The following is a 19,922-nucleotide window of genomic DNA, read 5'->3' as shown; positions in this document are numbered from 1 at the left end:
AGAAAATGAGTAACGCAGGTGCGTCGCTTGCGACCTGTTATGGACCCGTCAGCGCTGAAGTCATCACCCGGGCAGAGAATATTCGTCTGCTGATCCTGGATGTGGATGGCGTACTGTCTGACGGTCTGATTTATATGGGCAATAACGGTGAAGAGCTAAAGGCGTTTAACGTCCGTGATGGCTACGGTATTCGTTGTGCGCTCACTTCCGGTATCGAGGTTGCTATTATTACCGGACGAAAGGCTAAACTTGTAGAAGATCGCTGTGCCACGTTGGGAATCACCCATCTCTACCAGGGACAGTCGGACAAACTGGTCGCCTTTAGCGATCTACTCAGCAAACTGACGATCGCACCGGAACATGTAGCGTACGTCGGCGACGATCTGATCGACTGGCCGGTGATGGCGAAAGTAGGATTAAGCGTGGCGGTGGCGGATGCCCATCCGCTGTTGATCCCGCGAGCCGACTATGTCACACGCATTGATGGAGGTCGCGGCGCGGTACGTGAAGTCTGCGATTTATTACTCCTGGCGCAGGGCAAACTGGACGAGGCCAAAGGTCAATCGATATGAGCAAAACCAGACGTTGGGTTATCATTCTACTGTCGCTGGCTGTCCTTGTGCTGATCGGTATTAACCTTGCAGACAAAGACGACACCGCTCAGGTGGTGGTGAATAACAACGAACCGACCTACAAGAGCGAGCATACCGACACCGTCGTGTATAGCCCGGAAGGCGCCCTGAGCTATCGACTAATCGCTCAACACGTTGAATATTATTCAGATCAGGCTGTTTCGTGGTTTACTCAACCGGTATTAACCACGTTTGATAAGGATAAAGTCCCGACCTGGTCGATCAAGGCTGATAAAGCCAAATTGACTGAGGATCGGATGCTGTATCTGTATGGCCATGTTGAAGTCAACGCCCTGGTGCCCGACTCTCAACTACGCAGAATTACGACCGATAACGCGCAGATTAACCTGGTGACGCAAGATGTTACCTCAAACGATCTGGTCACGTTGTATGGAACAACATTTAACTCCAGCGGACTGAAGATGCGCGGCAATTTACGCAGCAAGAACGCCGAGCTGATTGAAAAGGTTAGAACCTCATATGAAATCCAAAACAAACAAACTCAGCCTTAACCTTGTGCTTGCCAGCACACTTCTGGCCGCCAGCATTCCGGCATTTGCCGTCACCGGCGATACCGAGCAGCCGATTCACATTGAATCGGACCAGCAGTCCCTGGATATGCAGGGCAACGTGGTGACGTTTACCGGTAATGTTATCGTGACGCAGGGCACCATCAAAATTAACGCCGATAAAGTCGTCGTGACCCGTCCAGGCGGCGAAGACGGTAAAGAAGTGATCGACGGTTATGGCAATCCGGCAACGTTTTACCAGATGCAGGATAATGGTAAACCCGTTAACGGCCATGCCTTACAGATGCACTATGAACTGGCAAAAGATTTCGTCGTACTGACCGGTAAAGCCTATCTGGAACAGGTAGACAGCAACATCACCGGCGACAAAATTACCTATCTGGTAAAAGAGCAGAAAATGCAGGCCTTCAGTGATAAAGGCAAACGCGTCACCACCGTTCTGGTGCCGTCACAGTTGCAGGATAAAAACAAAACCAAGGCTCCGGCAGAGAAAAAAGGTAACTGATTCGTTATGGCAACATTAACTGCAAAGAACCTTGCAAAAGCCTATAAAGGCCGCCGTGTGGTGGAAGACGTCAGTCTGACCGTCAACTCCGGGGAGATCGTCGGTCTGCTCGGCCCGAACGGTGCGGGCAAAACAACAACCTTTTACATGGTGGTGGGCATTGTGCCGCGCGATGCGGGCAACATCATCATCGATGACGAAGACATCAGCCTGCTGCCGCTGCATGCTCGCGCCCGTCGCGGCATCGGCTACCTGCCGCAGGAAGCCTCTATTTTTCGTCGTCTGAGCGTGTTTGATAACCTGATGGCAGTACTGCAAATTCGAGACGATCTCTCCAGCGAGCAGCGCGAAGATCGCGCCAACGAACTGATGGAAGAGTTCCATATCGAACACCTGCGCGACAGCCTGGGGCAATCACTGTCAGGGGGTGAACGACGCCGTGTGGAAATCGCCCGCGCGCTGGCTGCAAACCCGAAGTTTATCCTGCTGGATGAACCGTTTGCGGGCGTTGACCCCATCTCCGTTATTGATATCAAACGCATCATTGAACACCTGCGCGACAGCGGGCTGGGCGTGCTGATTACCGACCACAACGTTCGCGAAACGCTGGCGGTCTGTGAGCGAGCTTACATCGTGAGTCAGGGACACCTGATAGCACACGGTACGCCAACAGAAATACTGCAAGACGAGCACGTTAAGCGCGTATACCTTGGGGAAGACTTCAGACTCTGATAGGGTAGAAGACGTCACGTTACCGCAGGAGAAAACCACTCTGAACATGAAGCAAGGTTTGCAACTCAGGCTCAGCCAACAACTGGCGATGACGCCGCAGCTACAACAGGCTATCCGTCTGTTGCAGTTGTCCACGCTGGAACTTCAGCAAGAACTTCAGCAAGCGCTGGAAAGTAACCCACTGCTCGAGCAAACCGATCTTCACGAAGAAATAGATACCCAAGAAAAACAGGACAGCGATTCCCTCGACACCGCAGATGCGCTCGAACAAAAAGAGATGCCGGAAGAGTTGCCGCTGGATGCCAGTTGGGATGAGATTTACACCGCGGGCACACCGTCCGGTACCAGCGGGGATTACATCGACGACGAACTGCCTGTGTATCAGGGTGAGACCACGCAGTCACTGCAGGATTACCTGATGTGGCAAGTGGGATTGACCCCGTTCTCTGATACCGATCGCGCCATTGCCACGTCAATTGTTGATGCGGTTGATGAAACCGGGTATCTCACCGTTTCTCTGGACGACATTCTCGAAAGCATGGGCGATGACGACATCGGGATGGATGAAATCGAAGCCGTGCTTAAACGCGTTCAGCGTTTTGATCCTGTTGGCGTGGCGGCAAAAGATCTCCGCGATTGCTTACTGATCCAATTGTCGCAGTTTGACCAGGCCACCCCGTGGCTTGCAGAAGCCAGACTTATCATCAGCGATCATCTCGATCTGTTAGCTAATCACGATTTCCGCTCGCTGATGCGCGTGACCCGACTCAAAGAAGATGTACTGAAAGAAGCCGTCAATCTGATCCAGTCTCTGGATCCAAGACCCGGACAGTCGATCCAAACCGGCGAGCCGGAATACGTGATCCCGGATGTGCTGGTGCGCAAGCATAACGATCGTTGGGTCGTCGAACTGAACAGTGACAGCATTCCGCGTTTACAGATTAATCAGCACTATGCCGCCATGTGCAATGGGGCGCGCAACGATGCCGACAGCCAGTTTATTCGTACAAATTTACAGGATGCAAAGTGGCTGATTAAAAGTCTGGAAAGCCGCAACGACACGCTGTTGCGCGTCAGTCGCTGTATCGTTGAGCAGCAGCAGGCCTTCTTTGAGCAAGGCGAAGAATTTATGAAACCGATGGTGCTGGCGGATATCGCCCAGGCCGTCGAGATGCACGAATCGACCATTTCCCGAGTGACCACGCAAAAGTATCTGCACAGTCCACGCGGCATTTTTGAACTCAAGTATTTCTTTTCCAGTCACGTCAGCACTGAAGGCGGAGGCGAAGCCTCATCCACAGCGATACGCGCACTGGTGAAGAAATTAATTGCTGCGGAGAACCCTGCGAAACCGCTGAGTGACAGCAAGTTAACCTCTATGCTGTCAGAACAGGGTATCATGGTGGCGCGCCGCACCGTTGCGAAGTACCGAGAGTCTTTATCCATTCCGCCGTCTAACCAGCGCAAACAGCTGGTCTGACCCAACCGATAAGGAAGACACTATGCAGCTCAACATCACTGGAAACAACGTCGAAATCACTGAAGCCCTGCGCGACTTTGTGAACACAAAGTTCGCCAAACTTGAGCAATATTTCGACCGGATTAATCAGGTCTATATTGTGTTGAAGGTGGAGAAGGTGACACACATCTCGGATGCAACACTGCATGTGAACGGTGGCGAAATTCATGCCAGCGCGGAAGGTCAGGATATGTACGCCGCCATTGACGGTTTAATTGATAAACTGGCTCGGCAGTTAACAAAACATAAAGATAAACTGAAACAGCACTAACTTGTCCGGGCAGTTAGCGGGTGCAGGACGGCCTGTTGTGAACCACAACGGGCCATTTGTACAGTTAGCGCTTAGGTGAAATTATGACAAATAACGATACGACTCTACAACTGAGCACTGTTCTTAACCAGGAATGTACACGCGCTGGCGTTCACTGCCAAAGCAAAAAACGCGCACTGGAAATCATCAGTGAACTGGCGGCAAAGCAGCTCAGCTTGCCTTCTCAGGTGGTATTTGAAGCCATCCTGACGCGTGAAAAAATGGGCAGTACCGGCATCGGCAATGGTATTGCCATTCCGCACGGAAAGCTGGAAGAAGACACAATGCGCGCAGTCGGTGTATTTGTGCAACTCGAAACGCCTATCGCTTTCGACGCCATTGATAATCAACCGGTTGATCTGCTGTTCGCTCTGCTGGTTCCGGCAGACCAAACCAAGACGCATCTACACACGTTGTCACTGGTTGCAAAACGTCTGGCAGATAAAACCATCTGTCGTCGCCTGCGCGCCGCGCAGAGTGACCAGGAGCTGTATCAAATCATCACGGACACCGAAGGTGGACAGGATGAAGCATAACAACCCAATGGCATCCTTTTTTGTCGTTGTGAGGAGAAACAGTACATGGTACTGATGATCGTCAGCGGTCGTTCAGGGTCAGGCAAATCGGTCGCCCTGCGTGCGCTGGAAGATATGGGTTTTTACTGCGTGGATAACCTTCCCGTAGTGCTGTTGCCCGATCTGGCCCGTACATTGGCCGATCGCCAAATTTCTGCGGCCGTCAGCATTGATGTGCGCAACATGCCAGAGTCGCCAGAAATTTTCGAGCAGGCAATGAATAACCTGCCTGAAGGTTTCTCGCCGCAGCTGCTGTTCCTTGATGCTGACCGTAACACGCTAATCCGCCGCTACAGTGATACCCGTCGACTGCACCCACTCTCCAGCAAAAATTTATCTCTGGAAAGCGCAATTGATAAGGAAAGCGACTTGCTGGAGCCGCTGCGCTCCCGCGCTGACCTGATCGTCGACACGTCTGAAATGTCCGTTCATGAACTGGCAGAAATGTTGCGTACCCGACTGCTGGGCAAGCGTGAACGTGAACTGACCATGGTATTCGAGTCCTTTGGCTTCAAACACGGTATCCCCATTGATGCGGATTACGTCTTTGACGTGCGCTTCCTGCCGAATCCGCACTGGGACCCTAAACTGCGTCCAATGACCGGTCTTGACCGCCCTGTCGCCGCGTTTCTCGACCGTCACACAGAAGTACACAATTTTATCTACCAGACTCGCAGCTATCTTGAGCTATGGTTACCCATGCTGGAGACCAACAACCGCAGCTACCTCACCGTAGCCATCGGCTGTACCGGCGGGAAACACCGTTCGGTGTATATTGCAGAGCAGCTGGCAGACTACTTCCGTTCACGCGGTAAAAACGTACAGTCACGCCATCGTACGCTGGAAAAACGCAAATCATGACCGTGAAGCAAACTGTTGAAATCACCAATAAGCTGGGCATGCACGCCCGGCCAGCCATGAAGCTGTTTGAATTAATGCAGGGTTTCGAAGCGGAAGTGCTGTTGCGTAACGATGAAGGCACAGAGGCGGAAGCGAACAGCGTGATTGCTTTGCTGATGCTGGATTCCGCCAAAGGTCGCCAGATAGAGGTTGAAGCCTCCGGTCCACAGGAAGTTGAAGCCCTGGCAGCGGTGATTGCGCTGTTTAATTCGGGATTTGACGAAGACTAGTCCCGTTGGCCGGATAAGGCTGTCTCGCCACATCCGGCAATAAACCCGTTAATACAGCTTATTTTCCCGCATAAACGACTCACCGCCTAACTGACGCATTTGCCGTATGATCCACACCTGACGGTTACGCACATAGCCTGATGGAGCATTCGCCTTAAAACGCAGGGGATTTGGCAGCACCGCTGCCAGCAATGCCGCTTCTGACTGACTCAAGCGACTGGCGGGTTTATGAAAATAACGTTGCGCCGCCGCCTCTACGCCGAATACACCGTCGCCAAACTCCGCGATATTCAGATAAACGGTCAGAATACGTTTCTTGCTCCAGACCGTTTCCATGCCCAGCGTGAGCCCGGCCTCGAGACCTTTACGCACCCAGCTGCGCCCGTCCCAGAGAAAGAGGTTTTTTGCCGTCTGCTGCGAGAGCGTCGACGCCCCACGAATGCGGTTTTCATTGCGCTCATTATGCGCCAGCGCTTTTTCTATCGCGGTAACATCAAATCCCCAATGCTGAGGAAATTTTTGGTCTTCTGCGGCAATGACCGCCAGCCCCATCCACGGCGATATCTCATCCATACTGACCCAGTCAGAATGTGCCACATAGCCAAAATCGCCGTGTAGCCAGGCGCTAATTTGTCGTTCAACCATTACCGCCGAGAAAGGTACTGGCATCACACTGAAAAGCGCGATGCCCCCACCCCAGAACACGGCGAGGACAATAACCGCCCGCAGAAAAATACGCCGTAAAAAGGCGGTCACTCCTTTTTTCATTCAGTCAGCACCAGTACGCGCGATACCAGCTTGTCGATACCACTCGCCGCCTGAGCGATATCCTGCGCCAGCATATAAGCGGGCGTAGTCACGATTTTGTGGTCTTCATCAACCACGATATCATCGACCGGACAAGGCACATGTTCTGCCCCCATCTCTTCCAGCACCTCTGCCGTATCGATATCCGTACCGATGGTCAGACGCAGCGGGAAATCAAAAATTTTGGGCAACATGGCGGGTGCAATGCACATAAACCCCAACGGCTTACCGGATTGATGCATGGCTACCGCCAGTGCGGCTAAGTCGCTATCCACCCGACATTCGCTGCCCTGGCTGGCGAAATTACTCAGATTCTTCGCCGCACCAAACCCGCCGGGCACAATCAGCGCATCCAGTTCCGTAGAGACAGCCTGAGCAAGGGGGCGAATATCACCACGAGTTATACGTGCAGCCTCAATCAGGACATTGCGGGTTTCCTGCATAGGCTCGCCCGTCAGATGATTAATCACATCGGCTTGTTGTTTATCGGGCGCAAAGCAGATGGCCTGAGCTCCGTTGCGGGCAATCGCCAGCAGCGTTAACACGGCCTCATGGATCTCCGAGCCGTCATACACACCGCATCCGCCGAGCACTACGCCAATTTTTTTCATCGTGATACTCCTTTCGCAACTGGCTGAAGCATATTAATAATTCTTATTAAAATGCTACGCTTCACACATTTAACTGATTCATGTAACAAATTATTTAAGATTTGCTATCTTAACTGCGTGCGGCCTGAAAAATAGGGCTGCGCCCTTGTAAACAATGATAATAATTTACGGCGCAGCCACGATTTCCCTGGTGTTGGCGCAGTATTCGCGCACCCCGGTTAAGCCGGGGTCATTTTTTTTCCACGCTCGCCACCCAGGCTCTTAATACTGCCACGTCGTGCTGCCACTCCTGCTTCATCTCTTCAATCCATTCACCCACATTATCTTCCCAGGCAGGAAGGTCCGGTGATTGAATTTGCTGGCCCAGCTGTTGCAGGTGGCGCAGACCGACTGACCCCGCCGCACCTTTGATTTTGTGGCCTTCTTCAACAACGCCTTTTTTATCACGCGCGGTCAGATTGGACTCCAGCACGCTCAAATATCCCGGCATCATCTTTTCGAACACCGCCAGCCCGTCAGTAATTAACTTCGGTCCCACCAGCTCGAGGTATTGTTCCAACATGGGAATATCTAACAGCGCTTGCGATTTACTGCTTTCTTCAGATGTCACAGTGCTCTCCTCTTTGTTTTGGGTATCCCAGTATTTTTTGATCATGGCGGTTAACGCCGGTACTGACAGCGGCTTACTCAGCACGTCATCCATACCTGCTTCCAGATATTCTTTTTTATCTTTCAAAACGTTGGCGGTGAGTGCCACCAGCGGCGGCAGCTCTTCCCGCACGTATTTTTGCGTCAACTCTCTGGAGATATCCAGGCCCGTCATATCCGGCAGCTGAATATCCAACAGCACCAGGTCGTACTCACCCGGCTGGAACATTTCCAGCGCGGCTTTCCCGGTCATGGCGACATCCACGCTGTTGCCCAGTTTTTCCAGCACCGAACGGGCGACAATGACGTTCAGTTCAATATCTTCCACCAGCAGCACATTCAGAGCAGGCAGCGGCATGTCGTCTTCTTCGAAGGCGTCTTCAATCTCTTCGGCGACGGCAGGGGCATGAACGGTCAGCGTAAAGACGGAGCCTTTCCCCGGCTGGCTGGAAACCGTAATATCGCCGCCCATGTTTTTCGCCAGACGCTTCGATACGGCAAGGCCAATCCCGGTACCGGTGGCCGGTTTACCGCCATTACTGTCTTTCACCTGATAATACATGGCGAAGATTTTGTCCTGCTCATCCTGCGGAATACCGATACCGGAATCTTCCACTTCAAAATGCAGCATGTTGCCTTTGTCATAGCGCGCCCGCACGGTGACCTGCCCTTGCTGGGTGAACTTCACGGCGTTGCTGATCAGATTCCACAGGATTTGCCGCAGACGCGTTCCGTCGGTAATGACCTTATGCGGCAGCGGCAATGTCGGATCAAGAACAAAGCGTAGCCCTTTTTGCTGCGCCTGCAGGCCGGAGAGGTTTTCCAGATCGGCCATAAAGCTGGTGAAATCTATCGGCTGGTTATCGAGCTGAACTTTACGCCGCTCCATCTTATCCATGTCGATAATATCATTGAAAATATTCCCCAACGTCACGGCGGAAACATGGATAGTTTTCAGGTATTTTTCCTGTTCAGCGGTCAGATCCGTATCCAGCAGGATCCGGCTTAAGCCGACAATGCCGTTCAGCGGTGTACGCAGTTCGTGGCTGATGGTTGAGATGAAGGTGGTCTTGTCGCGGCTGGCGCGTTCTAGCGCATCCTGGTAGCGCTTACGCTCGGTAATATCACGACCAAAGCCCATCAGGCCGTGTCGCTTACCGACGCGGTCATAGTAAGGGACTTTACGAATTTCAAAGCAGGCTTTACGCCCGTCCGGGTAGTCCAGCCATTGCTCATAAGTTAACGAGACATTATGGCGGAATACCTTCTCGTCGGTTTCGATAACCTTCTCAGCCGCCTCAGGGGAGTAAACATCAGCCGGTTTTAAATTCACCAGCTGCTTTTCACTCTTCCCGGTCAACAGCTCCATCGCACGGTTACAGCCGGAAAATTCTTTATCTTCATTGCGATAAAACACCAGGTCCGGCGAGGCATCGAGAAAAGAACGTAAAAATGAAGACTGTTGCTCAAGCTGGATCTGCGCTTCTTCACGCTCTTTGATTTCAACTTTAAGCTGTTCAAACGTATCCCGGCGCTCTGCTTCCGCCTTTTCACGTTCGACTATCTCCTGATTGAGCTGTGCAATATTGTCCTTCAACTGCACGTTGAGCTTGAGATCGCGCTCGCGCATCTCTTCCAGCTTTTCTACCAGTCGTGACAGGCGTTGTCGGGACTCCTCCAGTTGCTCCACCACCACTGAAAGGAAATAGACTGCCCAGGGGGTAATTAACAGGCCAAAAAAGATAGAGCGGATGACATCAATACTTTCTACCTGGCCATGCAGCACCATGGTGACAGCCATCTGCACCACAATTGCCAACACCACCAAAGCCAGCGCCAATAGCAGCGAAAATCGCACCAGACCTAACTTCATCATCAGGTCGACATAATACTGCGCCAGCATTCGAATTTGCTTCATAGAGGGTTCCTTCACGACAACTTGGCACAATAATACTCAATTCTCGGCGTGACGTTTAAGATTGTGCAAGAAATGCGTTATTTCCCTCACAGCACTATGCTGTCGGCGGACTCCAGGGGCGTCCGAGGGCAGATCCCTGCACGCCGTTGATATTGAGATAACGGTCCAGTTCGACCATCCCGGTCCAGCGATTCTCACACCATAATGGCGCTAACAGCGTCGGGCGACGGGCGCTGGCGGAAATACGGTGATAGATGATCTCCGGTGGGGTATGGCGAATCATTTCACCGGCGGTTACCGTGTAATCGGCAAGCGCAATACCGCTCAGACGTCCGGCCTCCCAGGCCTTCGCCATAATGCTGCCCTTCACGATATGCAACGGATGCAGCTTAATGCCATCAACGCCGGTCTCCACCACGCGCTCCAGCGTTTGCAGACATTCTGCCTGCCCTTCCCCCGGCAAGCCGACAATCAGATGCGAGCACACTTTCAGCCCGCGCTCTCGCGCCAATTGTGTGGTGCGCTGGTAGCAGGCAAAATCATGGCCGCGGTTAATACGGTGCAGCGTTTTGTCATGCGCGGTTTGCAGACCGAGCTCCAGCCATACCTCATAGCCCTGGTCTTTATACTCACAAAGCAGATCGAGCACCGCCTCCGGCACGCAGTCGGGACGCGTCCCGACGCATAGCCCGACAATATTGGCCTGGCTGACCGCCTGTTGATACATAGAGCGCAGCACCTGCACTTCAGCAAAGGTGCTGGTATAAGCCTGAAAATAGGCCAGATAGCGTTTGGCGCGATTCACCAGCTGTGCCTGATGTTCGAGCTGCTCAGCAATGGAATGCTGCTGCTGCGCCTCATCGGCAAAAGAGGCGACATTACAGAAGGTGCACCCGCCACGTCCAATGGTGCCATCACGATTTGGGCAGCTAAACCCGCCGTGCAGCGTGAGTTTATGAACCTTTTGCCCATAACGACGAGAAAGATCCCCACCAAACATATTGACTAATTTCTGTAACTGCATAATCTGATAGACCGCGCCTTGAAAAGAGGCCAAAGCCTGCCATTTTTAGCCCCAGTCGGCGATGACCTGGATCAATCGCCCTGGCGTGCTTTTATTTATTGCATAACAAATCAAAATTATCGAAATTTCATTCAATCAAAATATGATTACTTTTCCTTATATCCTGTGATTTTTTTTATCTTCTGACGGCCCACGAATAAAAACAGTATCTTTAAGACGCGCAAACTCTACAAACCAGCATAAAATGCCAAAAATCGCGATAAACAAAGGGAGGACAAGCGATAACAGGCCTTTCTTACAGTGAGACAGATCACACTTCCCCCTCCACTCCCCGTGCGTTAAATCAATGTAAAAACACCATTATTTTCAATACATTCATAATGTTAATCGACCTATAGCACATTTTTGCATAAATAAGATTGCCATTTGACCTGTGTGTGGATTCCCGATAACGTGGAAATCCGCTGGAAGCTTTCTGGATGAGCAGCCTGCTCATCATATTTATGCAGTAATTGAGATTCCCTCTGAAGCAAGTCCTCAAACTTGTTTGACCTATGCGAAAAGGATTAAAGAGGGCGAATGCGAGGTAAGCGTATAACGCGCAACCCCCGTCGCCATGCTCTTGGTGTGCCTGTGCGCAAACGGTATCGGAGCGGTGTCCCGCAGAGCCTGGGGAGGTTCACTGATATGTTGTACGATAAATCCCTTGAGAAGGATAACTGTGGTTTCGGCCTGATCGCCCACATAGAAGGCGAACCTAGCCACAAGGTAGTGCGTACCGCCATACACGCACTGGCCCGTATGCAGCACCGTGGAGCCATCCTCGCTGACGGTAAAACCGGCGACGGCTGCGGCCTGTTATTACAAAAACCCGATCGCTTTTTCCGCATCGTTGCCGAAGAGCGCGGCTGGCGTTTAGCCAAAAACTACGCGGTCGGCATGATCTTTTTAAATAAAGACACTGAGCTGGCGGCGGCATCTCGTCGCATCGTCGAAGAAGAATTACAGCAGGAGACTCTGTCGATTGTCGGCTGGCGCGACGTGCCGACCAACGATGGTGTTCTCGGTGAAATCGCCCTTTCCTCCCTACCCCGTATTGAACAAATTTTTGTCAACGCCCCTGCGGGCTGGCGTCCACGCGATATGGAGCGCCGCCTGTTTATCGCGCGTCGCCGCATCGAGAAACGCCTCCAGGACGATAAAGACTTCTACGTTTGTAGCTTGTCGAATCTGGTCAATATCTATAAAGGTCTGTGTATGCCGGCGGATCTGCCGCGCTTTTACCTGGATCTCGCGGACCTGCGTCTGGAATCGGCCATCTGCCTGTTCCACCAGCGCTTCTCCACCAATACCGTACCGCGCTGGCCGCTGGCGCAGCCGTTCCGCTACCTGGCGCACAACGGTGAAATCAATACCATTACCGGTAACCGCCAGTGGGCGCGCGCCCGTACCTATAAGTTCCAGACGCCGCTGATCCCCGATCTGCACGATGCCGCACCGTTCGTTAACGAAACCGGCTCCGACTCCAGCTCGATGGATAACATGCTTGAGCTGCTGCTGGCAGGCGGGATGGACATCATCCGCGCCATGCGCTTACTGGTTCCACCGGCCTGGCAGAACAACCCGGATATGGACCCGGAGCTGCGCGCGTTCTTTGACTTTAACTCTATGCACATGGAACCGTGGGACGGCCCGGCAGGCATTGTGATGTCTGACGGCCGTTTTGCCGCCTGTAACCTTGACCGTAACGGCCTGCGCCCGGCGCGCTACGTCATCACCAAAGACAAGCTGATTACCTGCGCCTCTGAAGTCGGGATCTGGGATTACCAGCCGGATGAAGTGGTTGAGAAAGGCCGTGTTGGCCCTGGCGAGCTGATGGTTATCGATACCCGCAGCGGGCGTATTCTGCACTCTGCCGAAACCGATGATGACCTGAAAAGCCGCCACCCGTACAAAGAGTGGATGGAAAAGAACGTCCGTCGTCTGGTGCCGTTCGAAGACCTGGCTGACGATCAGGTCGGCAGCCGTGAACTGGACGATGACACCCTCGCCAGCTTCCAGAAACAGTTTAACTACAGCGCTGAGGAGCTGGACTCCGTGATCCGCGTGCTCGGTGAAAACGGTCAGGAAGCGGTCGGTTCCATGGGTGACGACACCCCGTTTGCCGTGCTTTCCAGCCAGCCGCGCATCATTTACGACTACTTCCGCCAGCAGTTCGCGCAGGTCACCAACCCGCCGATCGACCCGCTGCGTGAAGCGCACGTCATGTCACTGGCCACCAGCATCGGTCGTGAGATGAACGTCTTCTGTGAAGCGGAAGGCCAGGCACACCGCCTGAGCTTTAAATCGCCGATCCTGCTGTACTCCGATTTCACCCAGCTCACCACCATGAAAGAAGAGCATTATCGCGCTGATCGACTGGATATCACCTTCGACGTAAGCGAAACCACGCTGGAAGAAACCGTCAAAGCATTGTGCGATAAGGCCGAACAGATGGTGCGTAACGGCACGGTGCTGCTGGTGCTCTCTGACCGTAACATCGCCAAAAACCGCCTGCCGGTTCCGGCACCGATGGCGGTGGGTGCGGTGCAAACACGCCTGGTAGAACAAAACCTGCGTTGCGACGCCAACATCATCGTTGAAACCGCCAGCGCCCGTGACCCACACCATTTTGCCGTGCTGCTGGGCTTCGGCGCGACGGCCATTTATCCGTACCTCGCGTATGAAACGCTGGGACGTCTGATCGACACTCAGGCGATTGCCAAAGATTATCGCACCGTGATGCTGAACTACCGTAACGGCATCAACAAAGGTCTATACAAAATCATGTCCAAAATGGGCATTTCGACCATTGCCTCTTACCGCTGCTCGAAGCTGTTCGAAGCCGTGGGCCTGCACGACGACGTGGTGGCGCTGTGCTTCCAGGGCGTGGTCAGCCGCATCAGCGGCGCGGGCTTTACCGACTTCCAGCAGGATCTGTTGAATCTCTCCAAACATGCCTGGCTGGCGCGCAAACCCATTAGCCAGGGTGGCTTGCTGAAGTACGTCCACGGTGGTGAATATCACGCCTACAACCCGGACGTAGTGCGCACGCTGCAACAGGCGGTACAAAGCGGCGAATACAGCGACTATCAGGAGTATGCCGCGCTTGTAAACGAGCGCCCGGCGGCCACGCTGCGCGATCTACTCGCCATCGCCCCTGGCGATGAAGCGATAAGTATTGACGACGTAGAACCGGCAACCGAACTGTTTAAACGCTTTGATACCGCAGCCATGTCTATCGGCGCGTTAAGCCCGGAAGCGCATGAAGCGCTGGCCGAAGCGATGAACAGCATCGGCGGTAACTCCAACTCCGGCGAAGGCGGCGAAGACCCTGCTCGCTACGGCACCAACAAAGTGTCGCGCATCAAGCAGGTCGCTTCTGGTCGCTTCGGCGTGACTCCGGCGTATCTGGTCAACGCCGACGTCATCCAGATTAAAGTCGCGCAGGGCGCGAAGCCGGGCGAAGGCGGTCAGCTGCCGGGGGACAAAGTCACCCCGTACATCGCCAAGCTGCGTTATTCAGTGCCGGGCGTGACCTTAATCTCCCCACCGCCACACCACGATATCTACTCTATCGAGGACTTAGCACAGCTGATTTTCGACCTGAAACAGGTTAACCCGAAGGCGATGATCTCCGTGAAGCTGGTTTCCGAACCGGGCGTCGGCACGATCGCCACCGGTGTGGCGAAAGCCTATGCGGATCTGATCACCATCGCCGGTTACGACGGCGGTACCGGTGCCAGCCCGCTGTCGTCGGTGAAATACGCCGGTTGCCCGTGGGAATTGGGGCTGGTGGAAACCCAGCAGGCGCTGGTAGCTAACGGTCTGCGTCACAAGATCCGTTTACAGGTCGATGGCGGACTGAAAACCGGCGTCGATATCATCAAAGCGGCAATTCTGGGCGCGGAAAGCTTTGGCTTCGGTACCGGTCCGATGGTCGCGCTGGGCTGTAAATATCTGCGTATTTGCCACCTGAACAACTGCGCAACCGGCGTGGCAACTCAGGATGAAAAACTGCGTAAAAATCACTACCACGGCCTGCCGTTCAAAGTGACCAACTACTTTGAATTTGTCGCCCGTGAAACCCGTGAGCTGATGGCTTCACTTGGCGTAAAACGCCTGGTGGATCTGATTGGTCGCACCGACTTGCTCAAAGAGCTGGAAGGGTTTACCGCCAAGCAGCAGAAGCTGGCGCTGTCTCACCTGCTGGAAACCGCACAACCTCACCCAGGCAAAGCGGTTTACTGCACCGAGAACAACCCGCCGTTTGACAACGGCGTGCTCAACGCACAGCTGCTGCAACAGGCAAAACCGTTTGTAGATGAGCGCCAGAGCAAAACCTTCTGGTTCGATATCCGCAACACCGATCGTTCAGTCGGCGCATCGCTGTCGGGGTATATCGCTCAGACGCACGGCGATCAGGGGCTGGCTTCTGACCCAATTAAAGCGCATTTCAGCGGCACCGCAGGCCAAAGCTTTGGCGTGTGGAACGCGGGCGGCGTGGAGCTGTATCTGACCGGCGATGCCAACGACTATGTCGGTAAAGGTATGGCGGGTGGCCTGCTGGCAGTGCGTCCTCCGGTTGGCTCTGCTTTCCGCAGCCATGAGGCGAGCATTATCGGCAACACCTGCCTGTACGGTGCCACCGGTGGTCGTCTGTTTGCCGCAGGCCGTGCGGGTGAGCGCTTTGCGGTACGTAACTCCGGCGCCATCACTGTGGTAGAAGGCATTGGCGACAACGGCTGTGAATATATGACCGGCGGCATCGTCTGCATTCTCGGTAAGACGGGCGTTAACTTCGGCGCAGGCATGACGGGCGGCTTCGCCTACGTGCTGGACGAAGACGGAGAATTCCGCAAACGCGTCAACCCTGAACTGGTCGAAGTCCTGAGCGTGGACTCACTGGCTATCCACGAAGAGCATCTGCGTGGGCTTATCACCGAGCACGTTCAGCATACCGGTTCGTCACGCGGGGAAGAGATCCTGGCCAACTGGCCGGCATTCTCGGCGAAATTCGCGCTGGTTAAACCGAAGTCCAGTGATGTGAAAGCACTGTTGGGTCATCGTAGTCGTAGCGCAGCCGAGCTGCGTGTGCAGGCGCAGTAAGGGGTCATTATGAGTCAGAACGTATACCAATTTATCGACCTGCAGCGCGTTGATCCGCCGAAGAAGCCGCTGAAGATCCGTAAGATCGAATTTATCGAGATCTATGAGCCGTTTTCCGAAGGTCAGGCCAAAGCGCAGGCGGATCGCTGCCTGTCGTGCGGCAACCCGTACTGCGAGTGGAAGTGCCCGGTGCATAACTACATCCCGAACTGGCTGAAGCTGGCCAACGAGGGGCGTATTTTTGAAGCGGCCGAGCTGTCACACCAGACTAACACCCTGCCGGAAGTTTGCGGGCGCGTCTGCCCGCAGGATCGTCTGTGTGAAGGATCCTGTACCCTGAACGACGAGTTCGGCGCGGTGACCATCGGTAACATCGAGCGCTATATCAATGATAAAGCGTTCGAGATGGGCTGGCGTCCGGATATGACCGGCGTTCGTCAGACAGACAAACGTGTGGCGATTATCGGCGCGGGTCCGGCAGGACTGGCCTGTGCTGATGTACTTACCCGAAACGGCGTGAAAGCGGTGGTCTTTGACCGTCATCCGGAAATCGGCGGTCTGCTGACCTTCGGTATCCCGGCCTTCAAGCTGGAGAAAGAGGTGATGACCCGTCGCCGTGAAATCTTCACCGGCATGGGTATTGAGTTCAAACTGAATGTGGAAGTGGGCCGCGACGTACAGCTCGACGAGCTGCTGAAAGATTACGACGCCGTGTTCCTCGGCGTCGGCACCTATCAATCGATGCGCGGCGGACTGGAAAACGAAGATGCCGATGGCGTATTCGATGCGCTGCCGTTCCTGATCGCCAATACGAAACAGCTGATGGGTTTTGGCGAGACCACTGACGAACCGTTCGTCAGTATGGAAGGTAAACGCGTAGTGGTGCTGGGCGGTGGCGACACGGCGATGGACTGCGTGCGGACCTCTGTTCGTCAGGGAGCCACACATGTAACCTGTGCTTATCGTCGTGATGAAGAAAACATGCCCGGCTCCCGACGCGAAGTGAAAAACGCGCGTGAAGAAGGCGTGGAATTCCAGTTCAACGTCCAGCCGTTAGGCGTGGAAGTGAATGCCAACGGTAAAGTATGCGGCGTGAAAATGGCGCGTACCGAAATGGGTGAACCGGATGCGAAGGGGCGTCGCCGTGCGGAGATCGTCGCCGGTTCCGAGCACGTTGTTCCGGCTGATGCGGTGGTCATGGCGTTTGGTTTCCGCCCGCACAACATGGAGTGGCTGGCAAAACACAGCGTCGAACTGGATTCTCAGGGCCGGATTATCGCTCCGGAACGCAGTGACATCGCCTTCCAGACCAGCAACCCGAAAATCTTCGCCGGTGGCGACATCGTGCGAGGTTCCGATCTGGTGGTGACTGCGATTGCCGAAGGGCGTAAAGCGGCGGATGGCATCATGAACTGGCTGGGAGTGTAATCACAACATCAGGCGGAGGATAAACGCCTCCGCCTGATGTGCAGCGCTAAAGCTGCTCAATAATATACTGGAAGTTACAGGTCGCCTTGATCATTCCGGAGCCGATATTCTTCGTGTTTACGGACACCTTGATATCATGCAACTCGACGTCAATAATCGGATGCACAACGGCGGTGGTGGTGACAATATTATTGTCGCATCCCAGCACCGTTAGCGTTGTCCCGGTGGCAACAAAACGGCACCCCGCGCCCCGTTCGTCAAACTTACTGCCGTCGCACAGCATACCGCTTTCCATCAGATAGGTATGCAGCGTGGTCTCCATAGTTCCGCCACTTGGCGTTATTTTCAGCAGTTTATCATGTTGAACGGCATCGGGGGACCAGGAGACATCATAAGTATCAACGGGGACTGTACATCTGGAATCACGAACTGTCGGCCCCCGATAATTGTCAATATATGGAGATGGTGTGGTGGGATAACTGTATGCATAGGTACTTGTTAGCCACGGGCAGCCGTCATTATCCTGTGATACCGTAATATCGAAGACATTTTTTCGACAACTATACATGCTACGGTCTATTCCAGGGCAAAGAGAGTAATCAACGTTCGTGAAACTTTTAAGCGTTAATACAGGAGCAGTACCTGGACCGCTCCACGATTTGAGTGTCGCGTTTTGATTTTTCTTCTGCGGCATACTGTAGACACCGTAATATACGCCTCTCGGTGTCGCTACCATAATATTAATGTCGACGGTAGTCGCCCCCATCTTCCCGGCACCATAATAAATACCTACAGCCTGAAAGGTATTGCCTACTTTTTGTTTGTTTTGCACCTGCGCCATACCGCTTGAGCTGAAGCCTAAAAACAGCAGCAAGATCGCCAGTAATATTTTGTTGTTCATATCAAAGATACTCAAAATTGACCGTTGCCGAAGCGGAAAATGCCCCGCTGGTGATGCCTGCCGGAGGGATCGCCTGCACCACCGCATTTAGCGTCAGCTGGTTATTTCCCGACGCCAGCGTGAAGGTCGTCCCGGTGGTGTTATTCATCGCCACCGCGTTGCCGGCCAGCGTCCGGATGCCGATCGCCACGCCGCCCGCCGCCGAACTGGCATCCAGCGCCAGAGAGCCCTTCAGCCCGGCGGCCTCCGTGCCGGTAAAGGTCACCCGCACGCCGTTGCTGAGCGCGCTGTCGCAGTCGTTCAGTTGCAGGGTAAAGGGCTGCGGCGCGGAAGGCGCCAGCAGTAAATCGCCTGCACTGAGCGCCGGAAAGGTCACCTCCGCCAGCGTGCCGCCGTTGGCCACCACCGTGCAGGCGCTGGCCACCAGGCTACCGTGAAAACGCAGGTTATCCCCGCTCGCCTGCGCCCCGGAAAACGCCAGTAACCCCACGCACGCCAGCACCCATCCTGTCCTCATTGGTAATCCACCTGAAGCGTCGCCCATGCCTCAAATCCGCCTTCCTTCAGCGTCGCCCCACTTTTCTTCACCGGCACCGCCGTCAGCGTCGGCCGGGAGGCTTCGTTAATCGTGAGCGTGCTGCCCACCTTAAACGGCGTATTGTTCTGCCGCAGTTCAATACCCAGCCCATCCACGCTGGTCGCAATCGCTGCGTTATTAAACGCCACAGCGGTGCCGCTCAGCGTCAGCGTCATGGCCATCGAATCGTCGCGATAAGTAGAGTCACAGGTAATGGTGTAGGGCACCGGCTGGCTGTAATTGCTGCCGTTGATCTTCTCGATCAGCACGTTATTAAAATTCACGTCGATGGTGTTGCCGTTATCGATGGTGCATTTCGGCCCCGCCACCAGCGTGCCGTGAAATTTCAGGTTATCTGCTGCCTGTGCGGCACCGCTGGCGCAGAGTAACAGCGCAATCGCGAATTTATTCATTGGTAATCCACCACTAAGGTTGCCGCCGCATTGAACTCTCCTGCCGTAAGCGTTGTTCCTGCGGGCTTCACCAGCACAGCCTCTAACACCGGATCCGTTTTGTCGGCCTGAAAGTTCCACCAGTCAGAAGTCCCGACGGGCAGCAGCGTTTTATCCGCCTGCGTTTGCAGGCGAATGCCTAACCCATCCACATCCGTTTTTAAGACCGATTCACCGTTTACCATCATCGAGGGTCCCTGAACCTGCATCTTCAGATAATCATAATCACTGCCGCCACCGGAACAGATCAGGTTGTAGGCCACCAGTTGCACATTGCTACTGCCATCCACCTGCGTCGTCATCATCGTGCCGAACTCTACCGTAGGGGCGTTTACCGTGCAGGGCGGTGGGGCGTTAATGGCGATCATCAGTTTCAGGTTCACCGTTTTGTTTGCCGCCCACAGCGAAGCCGCTGCGCTGACCATCAGCAGCAAAGTGGCTGAGCGAATTATCGTGAGTCGCGTCATCTCTTTCC

Annotated in this window: 19 protein-coding genes; 11 read left to right on the top strand and 8 right to left on the bottom strand. The window is 54.1% G+C overall.

Annotated features, from left to right (window positions below):
* Positions 1-5: 5 nt before the first annotated feature.
* The 9 genes from kdsC to npr all read left to right on the top strand — a co-directional run bounded on the left by kdsC (position 6) and on the right by npr (position 5,933).
* On the top strand, positions 6-572 hold the full coding sequence (gene kdsC, locus JQ822_RS08015) for a 3-deoxy-manno-octulosonate-8-phosphatase KdsC (RefSeq protein WP_213133042.1): 567 nt from the start codon (positions 6-8) through the stop codon (positions 570-572).
* On the top strand, positions 569-1,144 hold the full coding sequence (lptC, locus tag JQ822_RS08010; RefSeq protein WP_213133041.1) for an LPS export ABC transporter periplasmic protein LptC: 576 nt from the start codon (positions 569-571) through the stop codon (positions 1,142-1,144). The genes kdsC and lptC overlap by 4 nt, the downstream gene beginning before the upstream one ends.
* Positions 1,113-1,667: a lipopolysaccharide ABC transporter substrate-binding protein LptA gene (gene lptA / locus JQ822_RS08005; protein ID WP_213133040.1), complete on the top strand. Its 555-nt coding sequence runs from the start codon at positions 1,113-1,115 to the stop codon at positions 1,665-1,667. Before lptC ends, lptA begins: the two co-directional genes overlap by 32 nt.
* A 6-nt stretch (positions 1,668-1,673) precedes the next feature.
* Positions 1,674-2,399, top strand: a complete 726-nt coding sequence (gene lptB, locus JQ822_RS08000; protein WP_040234138.1) for an LPS export ABC transporter ATP-binding protein — start codon at positions 1,674-1,676, stop codon at positions 2,397-2,399.
* A 46-nt stretch (positions 2,400-2,445) separates the two neighbouring features.
* Entirely contained in the window at positions 2,446-3,879 is a 1,434-nt protein-coding gene (gene rpoN / locus JQ822_RS07995) for an RNA polymerase factor sigma-54 (RefSeq protein ID WP_213133533.1), read from the top strand.
* Between the two features lie 22 nt (positions 3,880-3,901).
* Complete coding sequence (gene hpf, locus JQ822_RS07990) at positions 3,902-4,189, top strand: ribosome hibernation promoting factor (RefSeq protein WP_003025078.1); 288 nt, start codon at positions 3,902-3,904, stop codon at positions 4,187-4,189.
* Positions 4,190-4,272: 83 nt separating this feature from the next.
* Positions 4,273-4,764, top strand: a complete 492-nt coding sequence (ptsN, locus tag JQ822_RS07985; RefSeq protein ID WP_003025083.1) for a PTS IIA-like nitrogen regulatory protein PtsN — start codon at positions 4,273-4,275, stop codon at positions 4,762-4,764.
* Between the two features lie 45 nt (positions 4,765-4,809).
* A complete protein-coding gene (rapZ, locus tag JQ822_RS07980) occupies positions 4,810-5,664 on the top strand; it encodes an RNase adapter RapZ (protein WP_003025085.1) in 855 nt (284 codons plus the stop codon).
* On the top strand, positions 5,661-5,933 hold the full coding sequence (npr, locus tag JQ822_RS07975; RefSeq protein WP_096755498.1) for a PTS phosphocarrier protein NPr: 273 nt from the start codon (positions 5,661-5,663) through the stop codon (positions 5,931-5,933). The genes rapZ and npr overlap by 4 nt, the downstream gene beginning before the upstream one ends.
* A gap of 48 nt (positions 5,934-5,981) precedes the next feature.
* Here npr and mtgA read toward each other — a convergent pair whose 3' ends face one another.
* From mtgA to JQ822_RS07955, 4 genes are all read right to left on the bottom strand, one after another.
* Positions 5,982-6,701: a monofunctional biosynthetic peptidoglycan transglycosylase gene (gene mtgA / locus JQ822_RS07970; RefSeq protein ID WP_213133039.1), complete on the bottom strand. Its 720-nt coding sequence runs from the start codon at positions 6,699-6,701 to the stop codon at positions 5,982-5,984.
* Positions 6,698-7,351: an isoprenoid biosynthesis glyoxalase ElbB gene (gene elbB / locus JQ822_RS07965; RefSeq protein ID WP_213133038.1), complete on the bottom strand. Its 654-nt coding sequence runs from the start codon at positions 7,349-7,351 to the stop codon at positions 6,698-6,700. Before elbB ends, mtgA begins: the two co-directional genes overlap by 4 nt.
* 229 nt (positions 7,352-7,580) lie before the next feature.
* Positions 7,581-9,917 carry an aerobic respiration two-component sensor histidine kinase ArcB gene (gene arcB / locus JQ822_RS07960; RefSeq protein WP_213133037.1) on the bottom strand — a complete coding sequence of 779 codons (2,337 nt, stop codon included), beginning with the start codon at positions 9,915-9,917 and terminating at the stop codon, positions 7,581-7,583.
* Positions 9,918-10,011: 94 nt separating this feature from the next.
* Positions 10,012-10,941: a TIGR01212 family radical SAM protein gene (locus JQ822_RS07955; protein WP_213133036.1), complete on the bottom strand. Its 930-nt coding sequence runs from the start codon at positions 10,939-10,941 to the stop codon at positions 10,012-10,014.
* Between the two features lie 687 nt (positions 10,942-11,628).
* On the opposite strand from JQ822_RS07955, the gene gltB reads away from it, so the two are divergent.
* Together gltB and gltD are read left to right on the top strand one after the other, a co-directional pair.
* The gene (gene gltB / locus JQ822_RS07950; RefSeq protein ID WP_213133035.1) at positions 11,629-16,089 is read left to right on the top strand and encodes a glutamate synthase large subunit; all 4,461 of its coding nucleotides are present in this window, start codon (positions 11,629-11,631) and stop codon (positions 16,087-16,089) included.
* 9 nt (positions 16,090-16,098) lie between these two features.
* Positions 16,099-17,517 carry a glutamate synthase subunit GltD gene (gltD, locus tag JQ822_RS07945; protein ID WP_213133034.1) on the top strand — a complete coding sequence of 473 codons (1,419 nt, stop codon included), beginning with the start codon at positions 16,099-16,101 and terminating at the stop codon, positions 17,515-17,517.
* A gap of 46 nt (positions 17,518-17,563) precedes the next feature.
* Here gltD and JQ822_RS07940 read toward each other — a convergent pair whose 3' ends face one another.
* From JQ822_RS07940 to JQ822_RS07925, 4 genes are read right to left on the bottom strand one after another with little or no spacing between them, the layout of a single operon-like run.
* Positions 17,564-18,418, bottom strand: coding sequence for a StfH/YfcO family fimbrial adhesin (locus JQ822_RS07940; protein WP_213133033.1), 855 nt, complete (start codon positions 18,416-18,418; stop codon positions 17,564-17,566).
* 1 nt (position 18,419) lies between these two features.
* Positions 18,420-18,935 carry a fimbrial protein gene (locus tag JQ822_RS07935; RefSeq protein WP_213133032.1) on the bottom strand — a complete coding sequence of 172 codons (516 nt, stop codon included), beginning with the start codon at positions 18,933-18,935 and terminating at the stop codon, positions 18,420-18,422.
* Positions 18,932-19,408 carry a fimbrial protein gene (locus JQ822_RS07930; RefSeq protein WP_213133031.1) on the bottom strand — a complete coding sequence of 159 codons (477 nt, stop codon included), beginning with the start codon at positions 19,406-19,408 and terminating at the stop codon, positions 18,932-18,934. Before JQ822_RS07930 ends, JQ822_RS07935 begins: the two co-directional genes overlap by 4 nt.
* Positions 19,405-19,914 carry a fimbrial protein gene (locus JQ822_RS07925; protein WP_244848820.1) on the bottom strand — a complete coding sequence of 170 codons (510 nt, stop codon included), beginning with the start codon at positions 19,912-19,914 and terminating at the stop codon, positions 19,405-19,407. Before JQ822_RS07925 ends, JQ822_RS07930 begins: the two co-directional genes overlap by 4 nt.
* Between the last annotated feature and the right edge of the window lie 8 nt (positions 19,915-19,922).

The sequence above is a fragment of the Citrobacter sp. FP75 genome (genome assembly GCF_018342065.1).
Taxonomy (GTDB): domain Bacteria; phylum Pseudomonadota; class Gammaproteobacteria; order Enterobacterales; family Enterobacteriaceae; genus Citrobacter.
This window is presented reverse-complemented; position numbering and strand designations above follow the sequence as displayed.

Excerpts from the sequence above, each read along its gene's own strand:
- lptC (WP_213133041.1), top strand. The coding sequence starts at position 569 with ATGAGCAAAACCAGACGTTGGGTTATCATTCTACTGTCGCTGGCTGTC.
- rpoN (WP_213133533.1), top strand. The coding sequence starts at position 2,446 with ATGAAGCAAGGTTTGCAACTCAGGCTCAGCCAACAACTGGCGATGACG.
- ptsN (WP_003025083.1), top strand. The coding sequence starts at position 4,273 with ATGACAAATAACGATACGACTCTACAACTGAGCACTGTTCTTAACCAG.
- mtgA (WP_213133039.1), bottom strand. The coding sequence starts at position 6,701 with ATGAAAAAAGGAGTGACCGCCTTTTTACGGCGTATTTTTCTGCGGGCG.
- gltB (WP_213133035.1), top strand. The coding sequence starts at position 11,629 with ATGTTGTACGATAAATCCCTTGAGAAGGATAACTGTGGTTTCGGCCTG.
- JQ822_RS07940 (WP_213133033.1), bottom strand. The coding sequence starts at position 18,418 with ATGAACAACAAAATATTACTGGCGATCTTGCTGCTGTTTTTAGGCTTC.
- JQ822_RS07955 (WP_213133036.1), bottom strand. The coding sequence starts at position 10,941 with ATGCAGTTACAGAAATTAGTCAATATGTTTGGTGGGGATCTTTCTCGT.
- gltD (WP_213133034.1), top strand. The coding sequence starts at position 16,099 with ATGAGTCAGAACGTATACCAATTTATCGACCTGCAGCGCGTTGATCCG.
- lptB (WP_040234138.1), top strand. The coding sequence starts at position 1,674 with ATGGCAACATTAACTGCAAAGAACCTTGCAAAAGCCTATAAAGGCCGC.
- npr (WP_096755498.1), top strand. The coding sequence starts at position 5,661 with ATGACCGTGAAGCAAACTGTTGAAATCACCAATAAGCTGGGCATGCAC.
- rapZ (WP_003025085.1), top strand. The coding sequence starts at position 4,810 with ATGGTACTGATGATCGTCAGCGGTCGTTCAGGGTCAGGCAAATCGGTC.
- lptA (WP_213133040.1), top strand. The coding sequence starts at position 1,113 with ATGAAATCCAAAACAAACAAACTCAGCCTTAACCTTGTGCTTGCCAGC.
- hpf (WP_003025078.1), top strand. The coding sequence starts at position 3,902 with ATGCAGCTCAACATCACTGGAAACAACGTCGAAATCACTGAAGCCCTG.
- elbB (WP_213133038.1), bottom strand. The coding sequence starts at position 7,351 with ATGAAAAAAATTGGCGTAGTGCTCGGCGGATGCGGTGTGTATGACGGC.
- JQ822_RS07925 (WP_244848820.1), bottom strand. The coding sequence starts at position 19,914 with ATGACGCGACTCACGATAATTCGCTCAGCCACTTTGCTGCTGATGGTC.
- JQ822_RS07930 (WP_213133031.1), bottom strand. The coding sequence starts at position 19,408 with ATGAATAAATTCGCGATTGCGCTGTTACTCTGCGCCAGCGGTGCCGCA.
- JQ822_RS07935 (WP_213133032.1), bottom strand. The coding sequence starts at position 18,935 with ATGAGGACAGGATGGGTGCTGGCGTGCGTGGGGTTACTGGCGTTTTCC.
- arcB (WP_213133037.1), bottom strand. The coding sequence starts at position 9,917 with ATGAAGCAAATTCGAATGCTGGCGCAGTATTATGTCGACCTGATGATG.
- kdsC (WP_213133042.1), top strand. The coding sequence starts at position 6 with ATGAGTAACGCAGGTGCGTCGCTTGCGACCTGTTATGGACCCGTCAGC.